Here is a 26771-nt window from a genome sequence, read left to right as displayed (position 1 = left end):
CGGCTGAAATCAGCAGCGGCGCTGAAGCGGATCACTCCGCTGCAGTCGCCTTTTTCGTCGCAGCTTTCTTTGCAGGTGCCTTCTTGGCGGGTGCCTTCTTGGCCGCAGCCTTTTTGGGAGCGGCCTTCTTCCCCTTTTTCGCCGGAGCCGCCGCCGCGCGCGTGTCGATCAACTGCGCCGCTTCTTCCAGCGTCAGCGCATCCTGCTCGATGGTCTTGGGCAGGGTCGCGTTGGTGGTGCCGTCGGTGACATAGGGGCCATAGCGCCCCGCCATCAGCTTGATCTCCGCCTCGGTGCGGGGATGCTTGCCCAGCACCTTGAGCGGTTCCCGTCCGCCCGCCGAACGCCCGCCGCGATTGGCGGCATCGGCCAGCTTCGCTACCGCACTGTTCATGCCGACCTCGAAAATCTCGGCGGTGGAGGACAGGCGGCCATATTTGCCGTCATGCAGCAGATAAGGCCCAAAGCGCCCGATATTGGCGACAATGGGTTTGCCGGTTTCAGGATGCAGACCGATCTCGCGCGGCAGGCTGAGCAGTTTCACGGCCCACTCCAGCGTCAGTTCGCCATCCGGCAGATCCTTGGGAATGGAGCCGCGTTTGGCCTCCTTCCCCTCGCCCATTTCAATATAAGGCCCAAAGCGGCCGGATTTGCGGACGATATCCTGCCCTGTTTCGGGATGCTGACCCAGCACTTCCGGCCCCGTGTCCTCGCCGCCATTGGCGCCGCCGGGTTGCCCGAATTTCCGCGTATATTTGCATTCGGGATAGTTGGAGCAGGCGATGAACGCCCCGAACCGCCCACCACGCAGCGACAATTGCCCGTCATCGCACATCGGGCAGGCACGCGGATTGCTGCCGTCCGCCTTCGGGGGGAACAGCATGGGTTCGAGGAACTTGTCCAGCTCCGCCGTGATGTCGGACGGCTTCTGCTCCATGACCTCAGCGGTCTTGGGCTTGAAGTCGCGCCAGAAGGCTTCCAGCACCGCCTGCCACTGGGCGCGCCCACCGGAAATCTCGTCCAGTTCGTCCTCAAGGCCCGCCGTGAAATCATAGGACACATAGCGTTCGAAGAAGCGCTCCAGGAACGCCGTCACCAGCCGCCCGCTTTCCTCCGCAAAGAAGCGGTTCTTCTCGACACGCACATAATCGCGGTCCTTGAGCACCTGAAGCGTCGAGGCATAGGTGGACGGACGCCCAATCCCCAACTCCTCCAGCTTCTTGACCAGACTCGCTTCGGAATAGCGTGGCGGCGGCTGGGTGAAATGCTGTTCCGCCATCACCTTTTTCTTCGCCGGGGCATCGCCCGTCGCCATGCGCGGCAGCAGCTTGCCGTCCTCATCTTCGCTGTCGTCGCGGCCTTCCTCATAGAGCGCGAGGAAGCCGGGGAAGATCACCACCTGCCCCGTGGCGCGCAACGCATGTTGCCCCGTGCCGTCCACCATATCGACGGTCGTGCGTTCCATCCGCGCCGACGCCATCTGACTCGCCAAGGCCCGCTTGAAGATCAGGTCGTAGAGCCGCGCATGATCGCCCGAACCCACCTTGTCGCGGCCGAATTCGGTCGGGCGGATGGCTTCATGCGCTTCCTGCGCGTTCTTGGCCTTAGTCTGATACTGGCGCGGCTTCTCCGGCAGATAACCGCCGTCATAGCGTTGCGCTATCGCCTTGCGCGCTGCGGAAATGGCGCTGCCGTCCATCTGCACGCCGTCGGTCCGCATATAGGTGATCGCGCCGTCCTCATAAAGCTGCTGCGCGATCCGCATCGTGTGGCTGGCGGAAAAGCCCAGCTTGCGCGCCGCTTCCTGCTGCAACGTCGATGTGGTGAAGGGCGCCGGAGGATTGCGGGTGAGCGGCTTCGTCTCGACCTTCTCAACGGTGAAGCGTCCCGCCTCCACATCCGCCTTCGCGGCCATGGCGTCGCCTTCCTTGCCGATGGTCAGGCGCTCGATCTTTTCGCCGCGCCAGCGCACCAGTCGCGCCGTGAAACCCTGCCCGCCCTGCTCCATCTCCGCCGCGACGGACCAATATTCTTGAGCCGTGAAGGTTTCGATTTCGCGCTCACGCTCCACCACCAACCGCAGCGCCACCGACTGCACCCGCCCCGCCGATTTCGCGCCCGGCAGCTTGCGCCAGAGCACCGGCGACAGCGTGAACCCCACCAGATAGTCCAGCGCCCGCCGCGCTCGGTAGGCGTCGATCAGATCCTCGTCCAAGGCGCGGGGATGCGCCATGGCATCCGTCACCGCCTGCTTGGTGATGGCGTTGAAGGTGACGCGGTCGACCTTCGCGGGAAGCGCCTTCTTGGCGCGCAGCACTTCCTGCACATGCCAGCTTATCGCCTCACCCTCGCGATCGGGGTCGGTGGCCAGGATCAGGCGGTCGGCTTTCTTGGCTTGATCCGTGATGGCCTTGAGCTGCTTGCCCTTATCGCCATAATTTTCCCAGCTCATCGCAAAGCCGGCTTCCGGGTCCACCGACCCGTCCTTCGCGGGCAGGTCGCGAATATGGCCATAGCTGGCGAGCACATGGAAATCGCCGCCCAGATATTTCTCGATGGTCTTCGCCTTGGCGGGCGATTCGACGATAACTAGCTGCATTATGGCCCCGGTTCTGGAGTTCCTCACGTATACGCGCGAGTCTGGAAGGCGCCGACGGCTGCCGTCAAGCGGTGGAGTGATTAAGTGGCAAGTTGCTCAAACGCCAGCAAGTCTTTCTTCCCCCGCCATCACCGAAGGCTGACGCGGCCGCCTGCATGACGGTCCAGACGATCGGCCAGTTCCAGCTCCAGAAGCACGGTCTGCACCACAGAGGGAGCAAGACCGCAAAGCCGCACAATCTCATCCACGGGCGCGGGCGCTGGTCCCAACAGGATGACGATGGCGGCACGCTCTTGTTCCGTGACATCGCTGCTTGCCGGCTCGGCAAGAAAATCCATCCGCGCCTGCCGCACCATGCGCGGGTCGAGGGAGCCGATGGCTTCCATCACATCAGCCGCATTCTGGATCAGGATCGCGCCCTCACGGATCAGTTGGTTGCAGCCCTGTGCACGCGGATCGAGCGGCGATCCAGGCACGGCCATGACCTCCCTCCCCGCCTCTCCCGCCAGTCGCGCGGTGATGAGCGATCCCGATTTCGGCGCCGCCTCCACCACCACGGTTCCCGCCGCCAGCCCTGCGATGATGCGATTGCGCGCCGGAAAATGACGGGCGAGCGGCTGGGTGCCGGGCGGATGCTCGGTGACGAGCAGGCCGTCCTGCGCCACCTGTTCCTGAAGCATGGCGTTTTCCGGAGGGAAACCGATGTCAATGCCGCTGGCGATCACCCCGATCGTCCCGCTCGCTATCGATCCCTGATGCGCGGCCGTATCGATGCCCCGCGCCAGCCCCGAAACGACCACCGCGCCCGCCTGCCCCAGTTCCTGGGCCAGCGTCCGGGCGAACCGGCAAGCCGCCGCCGAAGCGTTACGCGCCCCCACTATCGCGACACATTGCCGCACGGCCAAGCCTACATCCCCCTTCACGATCAGGGCGGGCGGCGCGCCCTCCATCTGGTCCAGCAGAGTGGGATAATCGGCATCGCCCATCAGCAGATAGCGTGCACCCAGAGAACGGCTCCGGGCGATTTCCGCCTCCACAGTCCGCGTATCGGCGACCTGTCCCTTGCCGCCGCCACGCGCCGCGAGATCGGGCACCGCGCGCAACGCTTCACCCGCCGTTCCAAACCGCGCCATAAGCTGGCGAAAGCTGACCGGGCCAATCCGGGGCGAGCGGATCAGGCGCAGACGGTCAAACCGTTCCTGTTCGCTCACCCTTTGGACGCCCCGATCTTCGGTTCCGTCCCGCTTGCGAGGCGCGAGATATTGGCGCGATGCCGCCACAGCACAATCAACGCCAGCGCCAGCGTGACGGGCAACAGATCGAAGCGCCCCATCGCCCCCACCGCAATAGGCGCGCTGACCGCCGCCGTCATTCCGCCCACCGAAGACCATCGCGTGCCCAGCAGCGCGGCCAGCCACACCAGCGCAAACACGATGCCCGCGGGCCAGTAAAGTGCTGTCACCACGCCCATCATGGTCGCGACGCCCTTACCGCCTGCAAAGCGCAGCCACACCGGATAGCAATGCCCGATAAAGGCCATCGCCCCCGCCATCGCGCCGCCCCCACCGACCAGCGATTCGCCGATCAGCACCGCCGCTGCGCCTTTGGCAAGGTCGAGCAGCAGCGTCGCCGCCGCCAGTCCCTTGCGTCCGGTCCGCAGCACATTGGTCGCCCCGATATTCCCTGATCCGATCTGCCGCAGATCGCCCGCGCCGGTCGCTTTCGTCAGCAGCAGGCCAAAGGGGATCGAACCCAGAAGATAACCGATCAACAGGACGAGAGCAGGAAGGAGCCAGGGAACTGTCATGATCTCACCGAACAGGAGTTGCGGGCGCGACCATAGCGTTCCCGTCGCATCCGGCAATGACGAAGGTTGCCGCCGCCCGCCTTCCTCCCCGGTTGACAGGCAGCCAGCGCGCGGCGAGATACGGGCATCCATGAAGGTCGCATCCACCGCCCCCTTGTTGTTCTTCGATTCCGGCGTCGGCGGACTGTCCATCCTCGGCCCGGCCAGAGAGCTGCTTCCGACTGCGCCGGTCATCTATGCCGCCGACAGCGCTGGTTTCCCCTATGGCACCAAGAGCGAGGCGGAAATCGCCGCGCGTGTCCCCGCGCTGCTTGGGCGGCTGGTGGAACGCTACCGCCCCCGTCTGGCTGTGATCGCCTGCAACACGGCTTCCACCATCGCCCTGTCAGCCGTGCGCGCCGCACTGGATATTCAGGTCGTCGGCACCGTGCCCGCGATCAAACCCGCCGCCCTGTTATCGAAAAGCCGGGTGTTTGGCGTGCTCGGCACGGATGCGACCGTGCGGCAGCCCTATGTCGACCGACTGGCGGCGGAACACGGAAGTGATTGCCTGGTGCTGCGTCACGGCTCCGCGGCGCTGGTGCAACTTGCCGAAGCGAAATTGCGGGGCGAGCCGCTCGATCCCACCATCGCCCGCGACGCGCTGTCCGGTTTGCTGGACCAACCCGGCGGCGATCGGATGGATGTCGTCGTCCTGGCATGCACGCATTTTCCCCTCGTGCAGGCGGAGCTTGCCGTCGCAGCGCCCCGTCCACTGCGTTTCGTGCACGGCGGTGAGGGCATCGCCCGGCGAATCGCTTATCTGACGCAGGGACAGCCCTGGCCCGCCGTACCCTCGCCCGGCACGGCGGTGTTTACGCGGGTGGACGGCGATGTTCACGCCTTGCAGGATGCGTTGCGCCAATATGGTCTTGAACGGATCGATGCCCTCTAGGACAAAAAGTCCGATTTCGATGATCGGTTTTTCCGCCTATATTTGCGAACGGTTATCGCTGGTAATGACGGCTCGGAGCGGTTAAATGCGCGCAACGAGAGGATGCGAGCCAAAGGGATAGGGCTTTTCGTGAACTACAAGCATATTTTCGCGCAGGCAATCGACCGGCTCCATGAAGAGGGCCGCTACCGGGTTTTCATCGACATCCTGCGTAACAGGGGCGCCTTTCCCAATGCCCGCTGCTTCCATGGCCATAACGGTCCGAAGCCAATCACCGTCTGGTGCTCCAACGATTATCTCTCCATGGGACAGCATCCCAAGGTCGTCGCCGCGATGGAAGAAGCGCTGCACGATGTCGGTGCGGGATCAGGCGGCACCCGCAATATCGGTGGCAACACCCATTATCATATCGACCTTGAAGCCGAGCTGGCCGATCTGCACGGCAAGGAAGGCGCGCTGATCTTCACCTCCGGCTACGTGTCGAATGAAGCGACGCTGTCCACGCTCGCCAAGTTGCTGCCGGGCTGCATCATCTTCTCGGATGAATTGAACCACGCATCCATGATCGCGGGCATCCGCAATTCGGGCTGCGAAAAGCGCGTTTTCCGTCATAACGACGTCGATCATCTACGCGAACTGCTGACGGCGGAAGATCCCGACGTGCCCAAGCTGATCGCGTTCGAAAGCGTCTATTCGATGGACGGCGACATCGCGCCTATCGCGGCGATCTGTGACCTCGCGGACGAATTCAATGCGCTCACCTATCTGGACGAAGTTCATGCGGTCGGCATGTATGGTGCGCGCGGCGGCGGCATTTCCGAACGGGATGAAGTCGCGGACCGCCTGACCATCATCGAAGGCACGCTTGGCAAGGCGTTCGGCGTCATGGGCGGCTATATCGCCGCCGACCAGATGATCGTCGACGTCATCCGCAGCTATGCGCCCGGCTTCATCTTCACCACGTCCCTGTCGCCGGTTCTGGTCGCGGGTGTGTTGGCGAGCGTGCGCCACCTCAAGCAATCGAGCGAGGAGCGCGAAGGACAGCAGGCCGCCGCGGCGAAGCTCAAGCAGATGATGCGCGACGCGGGCCTGCCGGTCATGCCGTCGGTCACGCATATCGTGCCGCTGATGGTCGGCGATCCGGTCAAGGCCAAGCGGATCAGCGACATATTGCTCGCCGAATATGGCGCCTATGTGCAGCCGATCAATTATCCGACCGTGCCGCGCGGCACCGAGCGCCTGCGCTTCACGCCCGGCCCGACGCATGATGAAGGCATGATGCGCGATCTGGTGAATGCGCTGGTCGAAATTTGGGATCGTCTGGAACTGGAATTCCGCAAGGCCGCCTGAGGATCAAGCGGACAGCCGTTCGTTTCGAGCGAAGTCGGGAAACCGCCTGGAACCTCTTCAAACCCGGATAAGCCCGCCCCTGACCGCATAGCCGCGATAAAGTGTCCGGCTGTGCGGAAAACCGCCAGTGTCCGCAGCCAATGCCCTGATCGCGGTCGGCAGCTCCGCGCGGGGCGACACATGAAAGCGCGCCAGCCACCCGAACAGCCCGCGCCGCCAGACGCTCGGCAACCCTTCCTGCTGGCCGAAATCGACGATCTCCAGCCGTCCGCCGGGCGCGATATGACGCGCTGCATGGGCCAACGCCTTACGCCAATCGGGAATCATCGACAGGGCGTAGCTGATGAACACCCGCTCAAACGTCGCGCGGCCAAACAGCGCCTCCGCATCGAAGGAGCAGGCATCGCCCTGCGCCAGCACGACCCGGCTTGCCATGTTCGCCCTGACCATGGAACCGTGCGCGGTTTGCAGCATCGCTTCGGAAATATCGACGCCATAAAGACGGGCTTTCGGCCAGGTCTTGCCAACCGCGATCAGGTTCCGCCCCGTGCCGCAGCCGATTTCCAGTACCGCGCCTCCCGCCGGCGGCGCGAGATCGGCGATCAGGCTATCGCGCCCCAGCAGATAATATTTACGGCTGAGATCATAGATATGCCGTTGACGCCGATAGACGCTGTCCATCAGCCGATCGTGGGACCCGCTCACGTATCGTCTCCCTTGAGGCAATAGAGATGCACGCCGCCGTAAATGGCCGACCGGTCGCGCGCCGTATAGCCTTGCGACGATTGGGTGCGATAGGACCAATGAGAGAGGATGGCTTCGCTGACGCGGCCCGGCAGGATACTCGCCTCACCCGCCGTGCGGAACAGGACGCGCGCACCGGGCCGCGCCGTCCGGGCGATCTGCGCCCAGAGCGCGTTCAACTGGTCGTTGTTCATCCAATCCTGTGCATCCAGCAGCACATATCGGTCAGCCGATGCCGCCGGCTGGCTGGCGAGGAAGTCGGTGAAGTTCACATGCCGCACATCGACCCGGTCGACGCGCTCGACCACCGACCCATGGTTCGCGGCCTGAAGATAAGGCGGCAGCGCCCCTTCACCCCCGGCATATCCTCGTCCGAACGCCTGCACCGCGAAATAATTATCCTTCAGGTCGAAGTCGCAGGCCAGCTTTTCCAGCCGCGCCTTGAGAACGCCGTTCATCCGCTCCTCCCCGGCCAACGCCTCGAACTGCGCGGGCGGAATGCCAAGGCCAAAGAGCGAGGCAGGCTGATTGGTAAGCCAGCGGATGAAAGCCCTGTCGAATACCGGAGCCAGCTCGGCTTCGAAAATCGCGCGCTGCTCGTCCCGCGATTGCGCGTCCAGCATCCGCCGTGGATCGACGCCGTGCAGGCGCGCCAGCAGATGCGCCGCGCCAATGAACCGGCCAAGCAGGCCGTGCTTATATATGCCCCGCGCAAAACCGCCGATCCGCCGCCGCCCCATGATGTCGCGCCCCTCCCAGTAACGGCGCGTCGCTTCATCCAGATGCGGCGCAACGAACTGGCGGTAGGCCGTGACATTATCCCTGCTGTCGGCCTGCGCGAAGAAGCGGTGGAAGCTGGCATGATCCGGCAATGTTCTCGCCGCCGTTAGCTTCAACCTGTTGAGGGCGATATGCGCGGTATTGAGATCAACTGCCGTAATCTTCGCCGGATTGGCCGTCAGATAGCTCAACACATTGCAGCCGCCCGACGCGATGGTGACGACATGGCTGTCCGGCATAATCTCCAGCGCCTCCATATCCACGATCGGATCTTCCCATATCTGGGCATAGACCAGCCCGCGAAAGGCGAAGGTAAATGCCCGCTCCAGCAATCCCTGCCTTGAAAGATGGCGGTGCCGGTGCACGGCCTTTGTCACTCGTTGATGCGCCGATGATGTCATGTTGCGCCTTTCCGTTCCCAAGCGGGGTCTGAGCGCGCCCTAGGACAGCGGCATGTCAGCGAAATGACGCGGGGATTGCGGTTCCGTGAACCCCCTGTGGAACCGATGGGCCATTCCCCATCTTCTTGGCTCATGTCCCACTGGATCGAACCCTGGCCAACCGGCATCTATATGCGCCCTGCCGATGCATGGATCGATCCTTCCGTCCCTCGGGAAAGAGCGTCCGTCACGCACGGTCACGCCCATCATGTGCGCGGAGGGGGCGCGCGGCCATGTCTGGGCCACCCGCGAAACGCTCGCCATCATGGCGCTTCGCCATGGCATGGCTTGGGACACGGCCGTCGGTTATAGCGAGCCATTCCGGCTGGGCGGCGTCACGATCCGTTATGTCCCCGCCGGACATGTTCTGGGCTCAACGCCGATCCGACCTGCCTCCCCTTCGAGCCGGTGCCCTGCGACATCTTCGTGACGGAGGCGAGCTTCGCCCTCCCCATGTTCCGCTATCCCGCTAGGGGCAGCGAGATCGACCGGCTGCTCGACACGCTCCACGAGTTCATCGTTCCGGGGCGGACGATCCCACCTACTAAGGAGCCCACCATGCCCTACACCGGAAGCTGCCACTGCGGCGCTGTCACCTTCACCATCGCCGCCGACGCGCCCAGCGAAGCGATGAGTTTCAATTGCTCCCATTGCAGCCGCAAGGGTTTCGTTCTCACCTTCGTGCCCGCCGACCAGTTCACGCTCGACAGCGGCGCGGACAAGCTGACCGACTATCAATTCTACAAGCACAAGATCACGCACCGCTTCTGCGCCATCTGCGGCACGCAGTCCTTCGCTGAAGGCAAGTCCCCCGACGGCCCGATACGCACCATCAACCTGCGCTGCGTACCGGAGGTCGACATCGATACGCTGAAAATCAACAGGGTCGACGGCGCCAGTTTCTGACGGTACGCCCTAGCTCATCCACCCCGGCAGGCCCGCCGCCTGCCTGATCCAGCTTACCATCAGCGCCTCATCCGGCCGCTCGTCCTCGAAGATATGCACATAACGCGTATCGGCGTTCTTCGACGTCACGGGCGGCAGAGGATCGAGCCGCGCGCCGCTGAAGAAGGCCAGCTTGATGTAGCGCGTCATGCAATGATAGCTCAGGAACCACCCATTCCCCTCCACACCGTAGAAGGGCGAGTTCCACTTCACCGCCTTGCGCGCATTAGGCATGGCGCGAACGATCAGATCGTCCAGCCAACGCCCCGCTTCGCTTTTCCAGCCCGGCATGGCGGCGATATAGCCCTGCACCGGCGCATCGCCGTCCCCTTTGGGGATTTGTGGATTGCCGCTGCCGCGGTTCGGAAGACATGTGGTTGGCCATTCGCTCTCCTCCTTGCCCCGCCATACCATGATCCGCGCACCCATCCCACAGACTGACTTTGCGCTGTCATGCACAGCCCCTATATGGGCGCTTTCGCGTGCCACGCGCGGTCAGGTCATGGAGACGAAATTGAGCAAGGTTCTGGTCATTGGCGCGGGCGGCGTCGGGTCTGTCGCGGTTCACAAGATGGCGATGAACCCGGAGATATTCTCGCATATCACCCTGGCCAGCCGCCGCATCGTGAGTTGTGAGAAGGTCGCCGAATCGGTCAAGGCCCGCACCGGCGTCACCATCGATGTGGCGCAGGTCGACGCCGATGATGTCGCCGCCACCATCGCCCTCATCGAAAAGGTCCAGCCCAAGCTGGTCGTCAATCTGGCCCTGCCCTATCAGGACCTCAACATCATGGATGCCTGCCTCGCGACCAGGGTGGATTATCTCGACACCGCCAATTACGAACCGCGCGACACGCCCAAATTCGAATATGGCTGGCAATGGGCCTATCAGGACCGCTTCAAGGAAGCCGGGATCATGGCGCTGCTGGGTTCGGGCTTCGACCCCGGCGTCACCAGCGTCTTTGCCTCCTACATCAGGAAGCATCTGCTCGACCGGATCGACACGCTCGACATTCTCGACTGCAATGGCGGCGACCATGGCCAGCACTTCGCGACCAACTTCAACCCGGAAATCAACATCCGCGAAGTTACCGCCCCCTCGCGCCATTGGGAGGGCGGCAAATGGGTCGAAGGCCCCGCACTCAGCCACAAGCAGGCGTTCGACTTCGATCAGGTGGGTGAGAAGAACATGTACCTCATGTATCATGAGGAACTGGAATCCCTCGCCAAATTCTACCCGGAAATCAAGCGCATCCGCTTCTGGATGACTTTCGGTGACGCCTATTTGAAGCATCTCGAAGTGCTCCAGAATGTCGGCATGACCCGCATCGAACCGGTGATCTATGAAGGCAAGGAGATTATCCCGCTCCAGTTCCTCAAAGCCGTCCTGCCCGAACCGTCGAGCCTGGGCTCCACCACCAAGGGCAAGACCAACATCGGCGACATCGCGACCGGCGAGAAGGACGGGAAGCCCAAGACCGTCTATGTCTATAATGTCTGCGATCATGAGGATGCCTATGCCGAAACCGGCAACCAGGCAGTCAGCTACACTACCGGCGTGCCCGCGATGATCGGCGCGGCGATGATGCTGACGGGCTCCTGGAAGGGTGAGGGGGTGTTCAACATCGAACAGTTCGATCCCGACCCCTTCATGGACATGCTGAACCAGCACGGCTTGCCCTGGCAGGTGAAGGAACTGGACGCGCCGCTGGACTTCTAAATCAACTCGAAGCCGTTCGGGCTGAACCTGTCGAAGCCCTCTACTTTCTTATCGAAAAATCGCGTTCCACAGGCTCGACGCGAACGGAATCGGACAAAGATGGACACAAAAGCCGGCGATCCCGCTGCCTTCGCGCATTTCGACCTGAACCGCGTTCCCTCGCCCGCCTTCGTGGTGGACGAGGCTGCGATTCGTCGCAACCTGTCGATCCTCGCCGACATTGGCGAGCGCGCGGGGATCAAGGTTCTGGGTGCGCTCAAGGCTTTCTCCATGTGGTCGCTGGGCAGTGTCGTCGCGGAATATCTGGATGGCGTATGCGCGTCCGGCCTTTATGAAGCGCGCCTCGGCCGCGAAGAATATGGCGGTGAAGTCGCCACCTATTGCGCCGCCTACAAGGCGGAGGATCTCCCGGAAATCCTGCGCCTTTCGGATCATGTGATCTTCAACAGCCCCGGCCAGATCGCCCGCTTCCGCCCGATCATCGATGCAGCCAGGGCCGAGGGACTGCAATTCGACATCGGCCTGCGCGTCAACCCGCTCCACGCGGAAGGAGAGGTCGCCAAATACGACCCCTGCCAGCCGCACAGCCGCCTCGGCTTCCCCATCGACCAGCTCAGGGCGGAGCATCTGGAGGGCGTCTGCGGCCTCCATTTCCACTCCCTGTGCGAACAGGATTTCCTGCCGCTGGAACGCACCTGGGCAGCCATAGGATCACGAATCCTTCCCCATATCGACAACCTCAAATGGCTGAATTTCGGCGGAGGCCACCACATCACCCGCACCGATTATCAGCGGGACGCGCTGATCGCATTCCTGCGCGGCATCCGTGAAAAAACGGGTCTGGAGCTTTATATAGAGCCTGGCGAGGCGGTGGCCCTCGACGCCGGCATTCTCATCGGCGAAGTGCTCGACGTCATCGACAACGGGATGCCCGTCGCCATCACCGACATTTCCGCGACCTGCCACATGCCTGACGTGATCGAAGCCCCCTATCGCCCCGCCATGCTCCACGAGGCAATGAACGGCCCCGCCACCAGACTCGGCGGTCCCTCCTGCCTCGCGGGCGACATCATCGGCGACTATCGAGTCCCCGGCGGTGCGACTCCGGGGCGGCGCATCGCCTTTCTCGACCAGGCGCATTATTCGATGGTCAAGACCAACAGCTTCAACGGCGTGCCCCTGCCCGCCATCTGGCTCTGGAACTCGGAAACCAACGAACTCAAGGAAATCCGCCGATTTTCTTATGAAGACTTCAAGAGCCGTCTTTCCTGAAGCACGTTTCACAGCCTTCCGCGCAATAAAATTCACGCATGCGCTTTACAGGGGGGAAGCCTCGGCATATATCGCCCTTCCGCTGCCCCATGGGACTTCCACCGCAAGGCAGCTTGATTGCCACGACACCACTGGAGGTCCCTTGAGTTGCACAAGCACCATAGCGCGCTGGGGGTAGCAAGCGCCCTCAAACCGGCAGCACCGGTAACGCTTATTCGTCCCCAGGCAGCAGCCCGGGCCGCCCGCTTCTTTACAGAGAAGTTTCCGGGGCGCTCGCTTTACGCGGTCAAGGCGAATCCGTCTCCCGATCTGATCCGTACGCTGTTTGCTTCGGGGATCACGCATTTCGACGTGGCCTCCATCGCGGAAGTGCGCCTTGTCGCCGAAACGCTGAACGGTCAGGCGAAGCTCTGCTTCATGCACCCGGTCAAGGCCGAGGAAGCAATCGCCGAAGCCTATCATGTTCATGGGGTGCGTACCTTCTCGCTCGACACGATGGACGAGCTGGAAAAGATCATGCGCGCAACCGGCGATGCCACCGATCTGGAACTGTGCGTGCGTCTGCGCGTGTCGTCGGAACATTCCGAGCTGAGCCTTGCATCCAAATTCGGCGCGGAACTCTCGGAAACGAGCGAACTTCTGATGGCCACCCGTCAGGCGGCCGATGCGCTCGGCATCTGCTTCCATGTCGGCAGCCAGGCGATGAGCCCGCAAGCGTATAGCGACGCCATCGAACGCGTGCGCGCAGCCATCGTCGAGGCGTCCGTCACGGTCGACATCATCGATGTGGGCGGCGGTTTCCCTTCGGTCTATCCGGGCATGGAACCCCCTGCGCTGGAAGCCTATTTCGATGCGATCCATCGCGGCTTCGAAAGCCTGCCGATCAGCTATTCCGCAGAACTATGGTGTGAGCCGGGCCGCGCCCTGTCCGCCGAATATAGTTCCGTCATCGTGCGTGTGGAACGCCGGCGCGGCAAGGAACTGTACATCAACGACGGCGCCTATGGCGCGCTGTTCGATGCGGCGCATATCGGCTGGCGCTTCCCCGTAGCGTTACTGCGCGACGAGGAAAGCGATGAGGAACTGACCGGATTCTCCTTCTACGGCCCGACCTGCGACGACATGGATCATATGGCCGGCCCGTTCCTGCTGCCCGAAGACGTGGCTGCGGGCGACTATATCGAAATCGGGATGCTGGGCGCCTATGGCGCGGCGATGCGGACCGGTTTCAACGGCTTTACCTCGGAAGCCGTCATCGAAGTGGAGGATGAGCCGATGGCCAGCCTTTACGCCGATCCCGTTCCGGCGCGCCGTCGCGCAACTGTCATCAAGCTCGGTTAAACGGGGGGCCGCTCCCCCCTTGGAGAGGGTGCCTGTCCCTCGTCGCTTCCCCGGTGGCGAGGGACATTTCAAAGACGGCGAAAAATGCCCGCCAGTTCAACATGGGTCGACCAACGGAACTGACCGACTGGTCTCACGCTTTCCAGCACATAGCCGCCTGCAACCATAAGGGCGGCGTCGCGCGCGAAGCTGGCGGGATTACAGGAGATATAAGCGACCGATACAACGTTGGATGCAGCGATTTGCAACACCTGTTCCCGAGCGCCTGCACGGGGGGGATCAATGATGACGGCGGCAAAACGGTCGAGTTCCTGCGGCGTCAGTGGCCGCCGAAACAGATCGCGATGGTCGGCCGCCAGCCTTCTCTGGCTCCTGCCCGCAGCGGCCTTGAGCGACAGGATCAAATCGCGGGCCGCTTCCGCCGCATAAACCGGGCGCCCCTCCACCACAGCCAGAGCAAAGGTGCCAAGACCGCAGAAAAGATCAGCCACAGCCCCTTGCGGGGGCAGGGCGGAGCGTGCCGCTTCGACCAGCGCGGCTTCTCCATCGGGAGTCGCTTGAAGAAAGGCGAAAGGCGGAAAACCGACCGCTACGCCGCCAAAGCTGACGGTCACAGGTTCCGGCTCCCAGCGCGTTTCGGCTCCATGACCTTCATCGACCGTCAATCGTGCAAGCCCCTGCGCGGCAGCAAAATCCCGCAAAGCCTCGTCTGCGGCGAGGCCTTCGATCGTCACGCCTTCCAGAAGCAGATCGACGCCCTGATCCGTCATCGACATACGCACATGAGCGGACCGCCGGTCGGGCAGGATGCGCGCCAATAGCGGCCGAAGCGGCTCCAGAAGTCCAAACAGGCGCGGGTCCAGCACTTCACACATCGACAGATCGATCAGGCTATGGCTTCCCGCCTCCGCAAAGCCGATCGCAACCTTCTTGCCCTGACACGCGGCGCGCAAGGAAGCCCTGCGGCGAGTCCGGGGTGGCGAAATATGCGGAGGCAGGACTTTGAGCGCATCAACGCCTTGCCCCGCCAATGCCCCCATGACCCGCGCCGCGACGAAATCCGCATAGCTTTCATCGTCGATATGTTGGAGTTCGCATCCGCCGCAAACAGGGAAATGACGGCAAAGCGGGTCGACATGATGCGGGCCGAACTGAACACCGCCGCCCGCCTCCATACGATCTCCCGGTGCGGCAAGCGGCACATGGCGGCCATCGGCGGTCACGCCATCGCCCTTCGCGGCGATGCGGATGATAAGGTCGTTGTCTTGGGTCACAGGCGGCTGGCAATAGCCTCTGGGAGCCGTTCGATCAAATCGTCCGCGATGAAGGCCGCGCCCGCTCGGCGAGCGGCTTCGCCATGCAGCCAGACAGCCTCGCATGCGGCTTGGAATCCGTCTCGCATGACGGCCAGCCTGCTCGCGACGATGCCCGCCAGAACATCACCCGTCCCCGCCGTGGAGAGCCAGGATGAACCATGGCTTGCAACGGCAGCGCGTCCGTCCGGTGCGGCAATGACAGTGCCGGCACCTTTATACACCACCACGCAGCGTGATCGGCGCGCCGCATCCAATGCCCGATCAATCTTGCTACCGGGCAATTGGTCAAACAACCGGGTAAACTCCGCTTCATGGGGCGTCAGAATCGCTTGCTGGGGCAAATGAGCGATGCCTATTTCCCCCAATATATTGAGCGCATCCGCATCCAGAACCAGCGGATGACCGCTTTTCAGAACCACATCCAGACGTGCTTGGGCATCTTTATTTCGTCCCAGTCCAGGACCGACCAGAACCACCGCCAACCGCTTGTCCTGGAGAGAATGCTCCACCTCTGTCGCGGTTTTCGCAAAATCAGTGACGATGGCATCAGGTCCTCCGATATACGCGTCGGCGGCGATCCTGCGTACCATGCCCGCGCCGGAACGGGCCGCTGCATGGCTGGCGAGCAGGCTCGCGCCCGCCATCTCGCCCCCGACGACCGCCACAAGACCACGGCTATATTTATGCGCTTCTGTGCCGGGAGCATAAACAGATGGCGGCGCCAGCCGACAGATGGAAGAGTTGGCCGCAATGCCTATATCCGCGCAGACCAGCCGCGTCATCCTGTCCGCCGCTGGAAAAAGCAAATGAGCGGGTTTCAACGCGCCCAGCGCGATGCCCATACCAAAATGCGGAACGGGTGAGAGCAGCGCGCCGCTATCGGTTTCCACGCCGCTAGGCAGATCGATGGCGTAGCTGTGGCTCGCCATGCCGACGAGGTCATGGAGTTGCGCGGCAATCCCATCATCCAGTTCACGCGCCAAGCCCGTGCCGAACAGGGCATCCACCAGTTGCGCGGCAGGCTCCGCGTCGTTGAACGCTTCCACCGGCCCCGCCCACGCCGCGCGAGCCTGAATAGCGGACGATGTCCTGCTGTCCCCCAGCGCCGCAACACGCACCGGCACGCCCCGCGCGCGCAGAAGCCGCGCGATGACAAAGCCATCGCCGCCATTATTGCCGGGCCCGCACAGCACCAGCGTGTCACGCAATCCTCCCGCCCGCCAGATGATCTCGGCAGCGGCAGCGCCCGCACGCTCCATCAACTCATATTCAGGCACACCCGAAGCGATGACCGCCTGCTCCGCCGCCCGCATCCCGGCGGCCGTCAGGACAGGCGTAGCCATGGTCAGCGGGGTGCTCCCGCAATGGTAGCGGGGATATGGTAGCGCGCGTCGCCTATCGTCAATTCGATCTGGCGATCGCCCACGATATCAACCTTTGCCTGTTCCGCACCATCGGCGGGGACAAGGCCGCGCCCGTCCTTGACGATGGTGAAACGGCGAAACCCGCCATCGGCATGTCGCAGCGTCAGCATATCACCCTGGCGTTCCGCCACGCAGTCACGCGCCCATTCCGCTTTCGCACCAAAGGCACATTCGATCCGGTCGCCATCATTCGCCGACAGTCCGGCGTCCGGCGCCTGCTTACAGGCTGCAAGGGCGAGGCACAGAAGCCCCGCCCCGATCAATCCATCAGATATCCGCATAGACATGGGTTTCAGCCTTTGCTCCGGGATGCGTTACCGCTCCCTTGTAGGCCGGGCCCACATTCTGTGCATAGCGCCACAATGCGCCGGACTGATAATCATTCTGGCGTGGCTGCCAGTTCTTGCGGCGCTCGGCCAGAATGGCTTCGTCCACCTGAAGGTCAATGGTGCCAGCCTCCGCATCAATTGCGATGATGTCGCCATTTTCGACCAGAGCGATCGGCCCGCATTCGGCTGCTTCCGGCCCGACATGGCCAATGCAGAAACCCCGCGTGCCGCCGGAAAAACGCCCGTCGGTGATAAGCGCCACCTTCTCGCCAAGCCCTTGGCCATAAAGCGCGGCTGTCGTCGCCAGCATTTCACGCATGCCGGGACCGCCCTTGGGGCCTTCGTAACGAATGACGATGACGGAGCCTTCTTTGATCGCGCCCGTTTCGACGGCAGCGAAGGCATCTTCTTCCCGCTCGAATACCAGAGCCGGACCACTGAATTGCAGGCGGTGCATCCCCGCCACCTTCACGATCGCGCCATTGGGCGCCAGCGAACCTTTCAGGCCAACCACGCCACCCGTCGGCGTGATCGGGGTCTTGGCGTCATAAATGACCTTCTGTTCAGGATTCCACGTCACCTCATCGATATTCTCCGCCAGCGTCTTACCGGTGACGGTCAGGCAGTCGCCATGCAGCAACCCTTCGGCATGCAATGTCTTCATCAGCATGTAGATGCCGCCTGCCTCATGCATGTCCTTGGCGACATAGCGGCCGCCGGGCTTCAGATCGGCGATATAGGGCGTCGTCTTGAAAATTTCCGCCACATCGAACAGGTCGAAGTCGATACCGCATTCGCTGGCCATGGCGGGCAGATGCAGCGCGCCATTGGTCGAGCCGCCGGTCGCCGCCACGATGCGCGCGGCGTTTTCAAAAGCATCGCGCGTGCAAATGTCGCGCGGACGGATATTCTGCGCCAGCAATTCCATCACCTGCCGGCCGGCAGCCACGGCGATTTCCTCACGCGATTTATAAGGAGCAGGCGCCATGTTGCTGTTCGGCAATGACAGGCCGATGGCTTCACCCACGCAAGCCATGGTGTTGGCCGTATATTGACCGCCGCATGCGCCATGGCCGGGACAGGCGGCCTTTTCGATGGCGGTCACTTCGGAAAGCGGGCAATTCCCGGCTGCATAGCGTCCGACCGCTTCGAACACGTCGATAACGGTCAGGTCGCGCTCCTGATAACGACCGGGCAAGATCGAGCCACCATAGACGAAGATCGACGGCACGTTGAGGCGCAGCATCGCCATCATCATGCCAGGCAGCGACTTGTCGCAACCGGCAAAGGTCACAAGCGCGTCATAGCAATGGCCACGCACGGAAAGCTCGACTGAATCCGCAATCACCTCCCGGCTCACCAGCGAGCTTTTCATGCCCTGGTGCCCCATGGCGATGCCATCGGTAACGGTGATGGTGTTGAAACGCCGTGGCATCCCACCCGCTTCATTCACGCCCTTGCGGCACCAGTCGGCCTGCGTGTCGAGTGTCGTGTTGCAGGGCGCGCTATCGTTGCCTGCCGACGCGATGCCGACGAAGGGACGAGCGATCTCCTCCTCCGTCAGGCCCATCGCGTAATAATAGCTGCGATGGGGTGCGCGTTCCGGACCAACGGAGACAAAACGGCTCGGCAGCTTCGATTTATCGAATGTATGAGACATAAAACTTACCCTTGTTGCGCGCGCCTCTTTCCAAAAAGGAGTGATTCACGCAAGTATATTATGACAATTCAGTGAAATTTGACCTAATATTTCCGCAAAGCGCCGCTGACCCGCTTCGTCACGCACCAGATCCTGCCGCATTTCGACACCGAGATAGGGAATGCCATTGGCTTCCGCATGCCGATTCATCGTCGCGTTGAGCAGTTGACCCGAATAGGGCTGCTGATCGCCCACCTTCAGGCCCACAGCCTCCAACAGTGGGATGGCGATCCGTGCAGCACGATCATCTTCGTTATAGAGCACGCCGATCTCCCATGGCCGCTGCTGCTCCGGATCGCTGGCAAGACGCGGTGTGAAGCTATGCACCGACAGAATGAACGGCGACGTCATGCGGTTCAGCAACCGGCTCAGTTGATGATGATAGGGATGATGGAACCGGATCATCCGCTCCATCACGTCCGCATCGCGATTGCCAGGAATTGCATGACCATCGCTCATTACCGGCAACAGGCCCGGCGCGTCATCCTCGCGATTGAAATCTATCACCAGGCGGGACACGCCCCCCAGAATAGCCGTGCAGCCCAATTGCCGCGCGATTGCCGCGCTGACTTCGGCCACGCCGATATCGACGGCGATATGTTCCCTAAGCAAGACCGGATCGATGCCCAGATCAATGTCGCGGGGCACATGGGCCGATGCATGATCCGCGACGATGAGAATGTTGAGATCGCCGCCGTCGATCTGCGTAAAGGCTTCGGTCATGCCGTTCTGATCCGCGTTTCCATGATCCACCATATAGGATACTCCGCACGCAACGCCTGTGCAGCCGCGCGCATGGTATCTTCCGTTTCAAACAGGGCGAAACAGGTCGCGCCCGATCCCGACATGCGGGAAAGAAACTGCCCTTGGCATTGCGCCAACCGCGTGAGGACGTTCGCGATCACCGGCGCTTCACGCCTTGCGGCTGGCTCAAGGTCATTGCGTCCACCCACGCAAAGTTCCTTCAGGTTATCCGCAACCAACGCACCGCGATCCATTCCATCCCAGCCCGCAAATACACGTCCTGTCGACAGCGCCACCCCCGGATTGACCAGCAATAGCGGCGCACCCGCCAATTCCGGCAGATCATGATCTTCCAGCAATTCACCGCGTCCACGGACGAGCCGGGTCGTACTGGCCAGACAGGCGGGAACGTCGGAGCCGATTGTCAGAGCCAGTTCTTCCAGCTTGGCCCGTTCAATCTTCGCATCCCACAGCCGCATCAGCAGCCGCAGCGTCGCCGCGGCATCCGCAGAGCCTCCTCCGATGCCCGATGCCACTGGCAGATTCTTGGTCAAATGCAGGGCCGCTCCGCGGGATTCGCCCAAATGGCTGCGAAGAGCCGCTGCCGCCTTCACCACAAGATTGTCCGCGTCTTGGGTAATCTGCGTTCCGAATGGCCCGTCCGTGTGGAGCGTGATGGCTCCACTTTCCGTGCCCCTACCGTCCAGGCGATCTCCATCCTGCGCGAAGGCGAAAAGACTTTCCAGTGCATGATAGCCGTCCGGCCGACGGCTACGGATATGCAGCGCCAGATTGATCTTGGCATAAGCAATTTCAGTATCTTGCATATCGATATTGATATTTTGAATCATCTCAAACTCAGGGGGCGGCATATTCGGGCTTCATACCCTCTTCCGCCTTTGCTTTCAGCCGTTCCGCCACGACTCCATCGGCGAATGTGGCCGCGGCCTTCCATGCATAGCGCGCCTCATAACGCCGCCCGGCCGCCCATAATGCATCCCCCAGATGCTCATTGATGGTCGCATCGCCCGGCGCGCTGGCCGCTGCCTTCTCCAGCACTGGGACCGCCGCCTCCACATTGCCCGCAATGAATTGGGCCCACCCCAGCGAGTCCGTGATCGATGGATCGTCGGGTTTCAGGGTGCTGGCCTTTTTCAATAACGCCAGCGCCTCGTCCACATTCTGACGCCGCTCGATCTGCGCGTAACCAAGATAATTCAATATCATCGGCTCATTCGGTGCGATTTTCGCCGCGCGTTCCAATACCGCCCGCGCTTCATCCCAACGTTTGCCCTGCTCGAGCGCGCTGCCCTCGAACAGAAGCAGCGTCCAGGGCATGACATCGGCCGGATAGCGGGCTTGCGCGGCGCGGAATGCTTCCGCGGCTCCGCCAAAATCCTTGGCGCCCGCCAGCAAGCTGCCCAGGCGCACGAAACGCTCCGCCTCGGCATTCGGTGCCGCGGCCTGCGACCGCGCCAGGGCAATGGCGCCTTCGTCCTGCCCTGTTCCATCCAATGCGTCGATCAGTTCCGCTTCCGCCAACGAACCATAATAGCTGTCCACGGGAATCTTGCGCGCTTCGGCAAGGCCCAGCGCGGGATTTTCATTCTCGGTCAACAGGCGCGCCATCACGATCCGGCTTTCCGCGCCTGGATCCGCAAAGGTCGCGATACGCGCTAGTCGAATCGACAGAACTTCGCCGCCGTCCATCGCTGCCGCGTCAACCGCGAGCCGCGTCAGCAGCCGCCCAAAACCTTGCGCGGGCGTAAGTGGCGCGCCTTCCCGGCGTAGTTTCCTGCTCCTGCCCTGCTCAATATCCGATCGTGCCAGAGCGAAATTGGCTCGATCGTCGGGCAGAAGCTCAAGAGCCTGTGTAGCAGCTCGCTGACTTGCCAATTGGGCGGCAAAAGTCAGGCGCAACGCATCTTGATCGCTGGTCCGGGTGGCAAGAGCGGCCCGGATTGCGGGAAGAGCGGCCTGAACATCCTTCCGCGCCAGCGCCTGCAAGGCAATCTGCTCATCCATATAGCGCCGCGCGAGGATGTCGGCGCGGTCTTTCGCAACAAGGATGGGCGGGTCGTAATTCCCCTCACCAAGCCTAATCCAGCTTCGCACAAGGGGTGCGAGGAAGGCGAAATTGCCCTCTTCCGCCATTCGGTCGGTCCACGTCCGGGCTGCCGCCCAATCCTTGCGATTGAGCGCATCGCCAATATGCAACAAAGTGCCATCGCGCGGCAGAAGGCCTTCTGCGTCCAGCAACCGAGCGGACCGCAACGCCAGAGGAAGATCGCCGCTTTCCAGCGCCTGCAGATAAGATCGCCGCGCGATGGCCGGGCTCCCCGGATCTTCGTCCAGCGCCAGCCGGTAATTCTCGACCGCCAGCGGCGACGCGCCATCCCCATCGGCAAGCCGCGCGCGCGCATAGGCATGAAATGCGCTGTCCGGTGCCACCGATGCCTGTGCGGTCATCGGCAGCGCCAACAGTCCCAAAGCGATGATGCGCTTACATGTTGGGATAGTTCGGCCCTCCGCCGCCTTCCGGCACGACCCAGTTGATGTTCTGGGTCGGGTCCTTGATGTCGCAAGTCTTGCAATGGACGCAATTCTGCGCGTTGATCTGGAAACGAGGATTGCCTTCGTCCAGCCCGACCACCTCATAAACGCCAGCAGGACAATAACGCTGTGCCGGTTCGTCATAAATGGGCAGGTTGTAGCTGATCGGAATCGAGGGATCCTTCAGCTGCAAGTGAACCGGCTGATCTTCCTCATGATTGGTGTTCGACAGGAACACCGAAGAAAGGCGATCGAAGCTGATCACGCCATCCGGCTTGGGATAATCGATCTTCCGGCACGAATCCTTGGGCCAGATTTTCTCATTGTCCGGCTTGTGCTTCATCGTGAAAGGCAGGCCGATTTTGAGCGTTCGCATCCACATGTCGATGCCCGCCAGCAACGTGCCAATGGTGTTGCCGAACTTAGACAGAAGCGGCTCGGCATTCTTGACCAGTTGCAGTTCCTTCGCGATCCAGCTTGTCCGAAGGCGGTCCTCATAATCGTGCAGCACGTCGCGGGCGCGTTCGTTCTGGATCGCCTCGAACGCGGCTTCGGCGGCCAGCATGCCCGACTTCATCGCGGTATGGGTGCCCTTGATACGCGGCACGTTTACGAAGCCCGCCGTGCAGCCGATCAACGCGCCCCCGGGGAATACCAGCTTCGGAATCGACTGCCAGCCGCCTTCATTGATCGCGCGCGCGCCATAGGAGACGCGGCGACCGCCTTCCAGATATTTGCGGATTTCCGGATGCTGCTTCCAGCGCTGAAATTCCTCGAACGGATAGAGATAGGGATTGCGGTAGCCAAGGCCGACCACGAAACCCAACGCCACCTGCCCATTGGCCTGATGGTAGAGGAAACCGCCACCATAGGCGTCCGTCAGCGGCCAGCCTTGTGTGTGAATGACCAGGCCCGGCTTATGCTTGGCGGGGTCGATGTCCCACAATTCCTTCATGCCCAGGCCATAGACCTGCGGCTGGCTGTCGGCGTCGAGGTCGAACTGACGCTTCAATATCTTGGTCAAATGACCGCGCGCGCCTTCGGCAAAGAAGGTATATTTGGCGTGCAGTTCCAGACCCGGCTGATAATCGGACTTGCGATTGCCTTCACGATCGATGCCCATGTCACCGGTCGCGACGCCTTTCACCGACCCATCCTCATTATAGAGGATTTCTGCCGCCGCGAAGCCGGGGAAGATTTCCACGCCCAGTCCTTCGGCCTGCTCCGCCAGCCAGCGGCACAGATTGCCCAGCGATCCGGTATAAGTGCCCTTATTGTGCATCCAGCCCGGGGTCATGATGTGCGGCATCGCCATCTTGCCGCCCTTGGTGAGGAACCAGTGCTGGTTATCCGTCACCGGCACTTCGGCCAGCGGGCAACCCTGACCCCGCCATTCGGGCAAAAGCTCATCAAGCGCCTTGGGATCGACGACCGCGCCGGACAGGATATGGGCGCCAATTTCCGATCCCTTTTCCAGCACGCATACCGCCAGTTCCTGGCCCGCATCGTTCGCCAACTGCTTCAGCCGGATCGCGGCAGACAGGCCGGCAGGCCCGCCACCGACGATGACGATGTCATAGGGCATCGATTCCCGTTCGCTCATAATCCCTCCATTAGGCACACCGGCAGGCTTCCCTCCCTCATCCGGTCGCCGCATTACTCCAACATTCTGACATTAAGCGCGATGAAGATTCTTGACCACGCCGTCAACCTCTGGCCCTAGAAGAACTATGCGGGGTGCATTGCAGATTAACTTGTCGGCAGCGGCCGATGCCTATCTTGAATGGTGGGCAGCAGCGGGGGTCGATTGCGCGGTGAGCGAAGCTGCCGTTCACTGGCTGCGCCCAGCGCCCGTCACCATCACAAAGCCCACCGTCGCCGCCCCGGTTCCGGCCATGCCGGCGACGCTCGCGGCATTTCACGACTGGCTGGCAAGCGAAGCCACGCAGCCCGAACGCCGGTGGGCAGCCCCGCCGATCATGCCTGCGGGACCGCAATCCGCACCGCTCATGATCGTCACCGATATGCCCGATCCGGCAGACATGAACGCGAACAGCCTGCTTGCGGATCGCGCCGGAACGCTGCTCGAAGCGATGTTGCGAGCCATCGGCATGAGCCGCCCGGATGTCTATATCGCCTCGCTCTTCGCCGCGCGCCCTCCCGGCGGCATGGTGGAGGCTGGCGACATTGACTTCGCCGCCAGACGGATGCGCGCGCATATCGCGCTTGCCGCCCCGGAGCGACTGTTGCTGCTGGGAGATCGGACAGCCCGTGCCCTTTTGCCGTCGGATGCAGGCGACAGCGCAAATAGTTTACGTTTCTTTAACCATAATGGCGGCACTCTGCCCGCAATTGCCACATTTCATCCGCGACTGCTGCTCGGCCAGCCAGCGGCCAAGGCGGAATGTTGGCGCGCTCTGCAAAGTCTTATCAAGGAAAGCCGTTCGTGATTCGCGCCACCACCTGCCTTTCCCGCCTGGCCCTTCTGGTGCTGGGCGCCGCGACGGCTCTGCCCGTAAAAGCCGAAACGGCGGCCATGGTTGCCGCCCTTCCGATAAATTCCACCCCGCTTCGATTGAGCGACGGCGACAAGGGACGATACCGCGCCATTTTCGCCTCGCTTCAGGACCAGAAATGGATCGACGCAAAAGCAATGATCCTGACTCTCGACCAGCAGGACCCGATGCGTTCCATGGCGCTTGCCGAACTCTACCTGGCGAAGGGCTCGCCACGCGCCGAACTGTTCGACCTTCTCGACCTGCTCAACAAGGCGCCGTGGTTGCCGCGCGCGGATCAGCTTTCCCGCCTGGCCCAGAAACGTGGCGCGACCATTCTGCCGGATCTGCCTCAAGTCCAGAAGCTGGTCTGGCTGGGCTCCGCACCGCGCCGCGAATATGTGCGCGCGACCAAGACCGATCTGCTGGCGCAAAGCCTCGCCAGCCGCATCCAGCCCTTCATCAACAATGACGATCCGGCCGGAGCGGAAGGACTGCTCACCACCGGCGAAGCGGGCCTGACGCCCGAAGGGCTGACCGAAGTGCGCCAACGCGTTGCATGGGCCTATTATATCGAAAGCGACGACGGGAACGCCCGGCGCATGGCCGCAAAGGCGCTGGAAGTTCGATCGGGCGGCGACTGGACGGTGCAGGCGCATTGGACGACGGGCCTTGCCGCATGGCGTCAGAATGACTGCATCGCCGCCGCACCTGCTTTTGCGAATGTGGCGGCCCTGTCGGGCAATGCCGATATGCGCGCGGCGGGCGCCTATTGGGCCGCGCGGGCCTATATGATCTGCGGGCAGCCCGAAAAAGTCGAAAATTTGCTCAAGGTCGCGGCTCGTTCGGACGAAACCTTCTATGGCCTTCTTGCCCGCGAGACGCTGGGCTTACCGCTGGGCGGCGCGGCGATGGGCGTTCGCTTCGGCGAAGCGGAATGGCAGCAGTTGAAGGCCAATCCCAATGTCCGCGCAGCGATCGTCTTTGCGGCCATCGGCCAGTCCGACAAGGCCGATGAAGCCTTGCGCTATCAGGCCAAACTGGGTGGCACCACGCAATATGATGCGCTGCTCCGTCTGGCTAGCGCCCTCAATCTTCCCGCGACGCAGTTGTGGCTTGCCCATAATGGCCCCGCCGGAAAGCAACCGGAAAGCTTCGCGCGCTTCCCCGCCCCCGACTGGAAGCCCGATGGCGGCTGGCGCGTCGATCCTTCGCTGGTCTTTGCCCACACACTTCAGGAATCCGGCTTTCGCGCGGATGCCGTCAGTTCCGCGGGCGCGCGTGGCTTGATGCAGGTCCGGCCGGGGACGGGCAGCGACATGGGGTTATCCTCCCCCGCGCAGTTGTTCGTGCCGTCCACCAACATGGAATATGGCCAACGCTATCTGGAAACCTTGCGCGACATGAGCGCGACCGGCGGCCTTCTGCCCAAGGTCATGGCCGCCTATAATGCCGGGCCTCTGCCCGTGCAGCGCTGGAATGTCCAGGTGAAGGACAATGGCGATCCGCTACTATTCATGGAATCCCTGCCCTATTATGAAACGCGCGCCTATGTGAACATCGTCATGCGTAATTACTGGATGTATCAGATCCAGGCGCAGGGCAAGGCGGAGTGCCTGACCGGCATGGCGCAGGGCCTTTGGCCCACATTCCCCGGCACCAAGGGAAGCCGGCTGGTTCGCCTGACGCGCGTTGACGGGAAAAGCCTGATCGCAGCGGGCGGCAGCGATTGATGTCCATCGATGAAAGCCGGCCCTTCCTGCCGGTCCGCATTGCTGTCCTGACTGTTTCCGATAGCCGAACGTTGGCGGAGGATCGTTCCGGCGACACTCTGGTCGAACGGATCGCGGCGGCCGGCCATATCCTCGCCGCTCGCCATATCGAGCAGGACGAGCGCGCCACCATCGTGGCGCGCCTTCATGCATGGATCGACGATCCGCAAGTCGACTGCATCATCACCACCGGCGGCACCGGCGTGACCGGACGGGACGTAACCCCCGAAGCGCTGGCGCAGGTGCAGGACAAGGAAATTCCCGGTTTTGGCGAGCTGTTCCGCTGGCTCAGCTATCAGACGATCGGAACGTCCACCATCCAGTCCCGCGCCACCGCCTGCGTCGCGCGGGGCACCTATATCTTCGCGCTACCCGGTTCCACCGGCGCCGTCAGGGATGCCTGGGACGGCATACTTGTAAGCCAGTTGGACAGCCGGTTCCGTCCCTGTAATTTCGTGGAACTGATGCCTCGCCTCAACGAACGCTGATAGCGGCCAGCAGTCGGGC

At 62.4% G+C, this 26771-nt stretch carries 22 protein-coding genes and 1 pseudogene; 9 read left to right on the top strand and 14 right to left on the bottom strand.

Annotated features, from left to right (window positions below; translation table 11 throughout):
• Window positions 1-31 precede the first annotated feature (31 nt).
• From topA to plsY, 3 genes are all read right to left on the bottom strand, one after another.
• Window positions 32-2599, bottom strand: coding sequence for a type I DNA topoisomerase (gene topA / locus LDB26_RS07105; protein WP_062065347.1), 2568 nt, complete (start codon window positions 2597-2599; stop codon window positions 32-34).
• A gap of 128 nt (window positions 2600-2727) precedes the next feature.
• Window positions 2728-3810, bottom strand: a complete 1083-nt coding sequence (gene dprA / locus LDB26_RS07100) for a DNA-processing protein DprA (RefSeq protein ID WP_257541376.1) — start codon at window positions 3808-3810, stop codon at window positions 2728-2730.
• Entirely contained in the window at window positions 3807-4406 is a 600-nt protein-coding gene (gene plsY / locus LDB26_RS07095; RefSeq protein ID WP_257542005.1) for a glycerol-3-phosphate 1-O-acyltransferase PlsY, read from the bottom strand. The genes dprA and plsY overlap by 4 nt, the downstream gene beginning before the upstream one ends.
• 130 nt (window positions 4407-4536) lie before the next feature.
• Here plsY and murI point away from each other — a divergent pair, with 130 nt between their 5' ends.
• Complete coding sequence (gene murI, locus LDB26_RS07090; protein WP_257541374.1) at window positions 4537-5340, top strand: glutamate racemase; 804 nt, start codon at window positions 4537-4539, stop codon at window positions 5338-5340.
• A 129-nt stretch (window positions 5341-5469) separates the two neighbouring features.
• The gene (hemA, locus tag LDB26_RS07085; RefSeq protein ID WP_257541371.1) at window positions 5470-6690 is read left to right on the top strand and encodes a 5-aminolevulinate synthase; all 1221 of its coding nucleotides are present in this window, start codon (window positions 5470-5472) and stop codon (window positions 6688-6690) included.
• A 57-nt stretch (window positions 6691-6747) separates the two neighbouring features.
• Here hemA and LDB26_RS07080 read toward each other — a convergent pair whose 3' ends face one another.
• On the bottom strand, window positions 6748-7371 hold the full coding sequence (locus LDB26_RS07080) for a class I SAM-dependent methyltransferase (RefSeq protein ID WP_373886190.1): 624 nt from the start codon (window positions 7369-7371) through the stop codon (window positions 6748-6750).
• A 20-nt stretch (window positions 7372-7391) separates the two neighbouring features.
• Window positions 7392-8615, bottom strand: a complete 1224-nt coding sequence (locus LDB26_RS07075) for a DUF3419 family protein (RefSeq protein WP_257541367.1) — start codon at window positions 8613-8615, stop codon at window positions 7392-7394.
• 132 nt (window positions 8616-8747) lie between these two features.
• Between LDB26_RS07075 and LDB26_RS07070 the strand changes: the two are divergent.
• Window positions 8748-9164 (top strand): annotated as a pseudogene (locus tag LDB26_RS07070) (DNA ligase-associated DEXH box helicase); the annotation flags it as partial.
• 405 nt (window positions 9165-9569) lie between these two features.
• Here LDB26_RS07070 and LDB26_RS07060 read toward each other — a convergent pair.
• Complete coding sequence (locus LDB26_RS07060) at window positions 9570-10028, bottom strand: DUF1801 domain-containing protein (protein ID WP_257541365.1); 459 nt, start codon at window positions 10026-10028, stop codon at window positions 9570-9572.
• A gap of 85 nt (window positions 10029-10113) precedes the next feature.
• Between LDB26_RS07060 and LDB26_RS07055 the strand changes: the two genes are divergently transcribed.
• From LDB26_RS07055 to LDB26_RS07045, 3 genes are all read left to right on the top strand, one after another.
• On the top strand, window positions 10114-11319 hold the full coding sequence (locus LDB26_RS07055; RefSeq protein WP_257541363.1) for a saccharopine dehydrogenase family protein: 1206 nt from the start codon (window positions 10114-10116) through the stop codon (window positions 11317-11319).
• A gap of 99 nt (window positions 11320-11418) precedes the next feature.
• A complete protein-coding gene (locus LDB26_RS07050; RefSeq protein ID WP_257541360.1) occupies window positions 11419-12591 on the top strand; it encodes a carboxynorspermidine decarboxylase in 1173 nt (390 codons plus the stop codon).
• A gap of 147 nt (window positions 12592-12738) precedes the next feature.
• Window positions 12739-13932 (top strand): type III PLP-dependent enzyme, encoded by a 1194-nt coding sequence (locus tag LDB26_RS07045; protein ID WP_257541358.1) that lies wholly within the window; start codon window positions 12739-12741, stop codon window positions 13930-13932.
• Window positions 13933-14000: 68 nt separating this feature from the next.
• Here the strand turns inward: LDB26_RS07045 and LDB26_RS07040 are convergent, their stop codons facing one another.
• From LDB26_RS07040 to LDB26_RS07005, 8 genes are read right to left on the bottom strand one after another with little or no spacing between them, the layout of a single operon-like run.
• Window positions 14001-15206 (bottom strand): class I SAM-dependent RNA methyltransferase, encoded by a 1206-nt coding sequence (locus LDB26_RS07040; RefSeq protein WP_257541356.1) that lies wholly within the window; start codon window positions 15204-15206, stop codon window positions 14001-14003.
• Window positions 15203-16591, bottom strand: coding sequence for an NAD(P)H-hydrate dehydratase (locus LDB26_RS07035; RefSeq protein ID WP_257541354.1), 1389 nt, complete (start codon window positions 16589-16591; stop codon window positions 15203-15205). Before LDB26_RS07035 ends, LDB26_RS07040 begins: the two co-directional genes overlap by 4 nt.
• Before the next feature lie 2 nt (window positions 16592-16593).
• A complete protein-coding gene (locus LDB26_RS07030) occupies window positions 16594-16953 on the bottom strand; it encodes a hypothetical protein (RefSeq protein WP_306812056.1) in 360 nt (119 codons plus the stop codon).
• Entirely contained in the window at window positions 16940-18661 is a 1722-nt protein-coding gene (gene ilvD, locus LDB26_RS07025) for a dihydroxy-acid dehydratase (protein ID WP_257541349.1), read from the bottom strand. The genes LDB26_RS07030 and ilvD overlap by 14 nt, the downstream gene beginning before the upstream one ends.
• 45 nt (window positions 18662-18706) lie before the next feature.
• Window positions 18707-19423, bottom strand: a complete 717-nt coding sequence (locus LDB26_RS07020) for an N-formylglutamate amidohydrolase (RefSeq protein WP_257541347.1) — start codon at window positions 19421-19423, stop codon at window positions 18707-18709.
• The gene (locus tag LDB26_RS07015; protein ID WP_257541345.1) at window positions 19420-20271 is read right to left on the bottom strand and encodes a 4-(cytidine 5'-diphospho)-2-C-methyl-D-erythritol kinase; all 852 of its coding nucleotides are present in this window, start codon (window positions 20269-20271) and stop codon (window positions 19420-19422) included. The genes LDB26_RS07020 and LDB26_RS07015 overlap by 4 nt, the downstream gene beginning before the upstream one ends.
• Before the next feature lie 31 nt (window positions 20272-20302).
• The gene (locus LDB26_RS07010) at window positions 20303-21913 is read right to left on the bottom strand and encodes a tetratricopeptide repeat protein (protein ID WP_257541343.1); all 1611 of its coding nucleotides are present in this window, start codon (window positions 21911-21913) and stop codon (window positions 20303-20305) included.
• 34 nt (window positions 21914-21947) lie between these two features.
• On the bottom strand, window positions 21948-23600 hold the full coding sequence (locus LDB26_RS07005; protein WP_062065305.1) for an electron transfer flavoprotein-ubiquinone oxidoreductase: 1653 nt from the start codon (window positions 23598-23600) through the stop codon (window positions 21948-21950).
• 151 nt (window positions 23601-23751) lie between these two features.
• Here LDB26_RS07005 and LDB26_RS07000 point away from each other — a divergent pair, with 151 nt between their 5' ends.
• From LDB26_RS07000 to moaB, 3 genes are read left to right on the top strand one after another with little or no spacing between them, the layout of a single operon-like run.
• A complete protein-coding gene (locus LDB26_RS07000; RefSeq protein WP_257541341.1) occupies window positions 23752-24447 on the top strand; it encodes a uracil-DNA glycosylase family protein in 696 nt (231 codons plus the stop codon).
• Complete coding sequence (locus LDB26_RS06995) at window positions 24444-26225, top strand: lytic transglycosylase domain-containing protein (protein ID WP_257541339.1); 1782 nt, start codon at window positions 24444-24446, stop codon at window positions 26223-26225. The genes LDB26_RS07000 and LDB26_RS06995 overlap by 4 nt, the downstream gene beginning before the upstream one ends.
• Window positions 26225-26752 carry a molybdenum cofactor biosynthesis protein B gene (gene moaB, locus LDB26_RS06990; RefSeq protein ID WP_062065296.1) on the top strand — a complete coding sequence of 176 codons (528 nt, stop codon included), beginning with the start codon at window positions 26225-26227 and terminating at the stop codon, window positions 26750-26752. Before LDB26_RS06995 ends, moaB begins: the two co-directional genes overlap by 1 nt.
• The last annotated feature ends 19 nt before the right edge of the window (window positions 26753-26771 follow it).

It is taken from the genome of Sphingobium sp. CFD-1, from assembly GCF_024611115.1.
GTDB classification, from domain to species: domain Bacteria; phylum Pseudomonadota; class Alphaproteobacteria; order Sphingomonadales; family Sphingomonadaceae; genus Sphingobium; species Sphingobium baderi_A.
The sequence above is the reverse complement of the archived record's forward strand: the minus strand, read 5'-3'. Positions and strand labels throughout refer to the sequence as shown.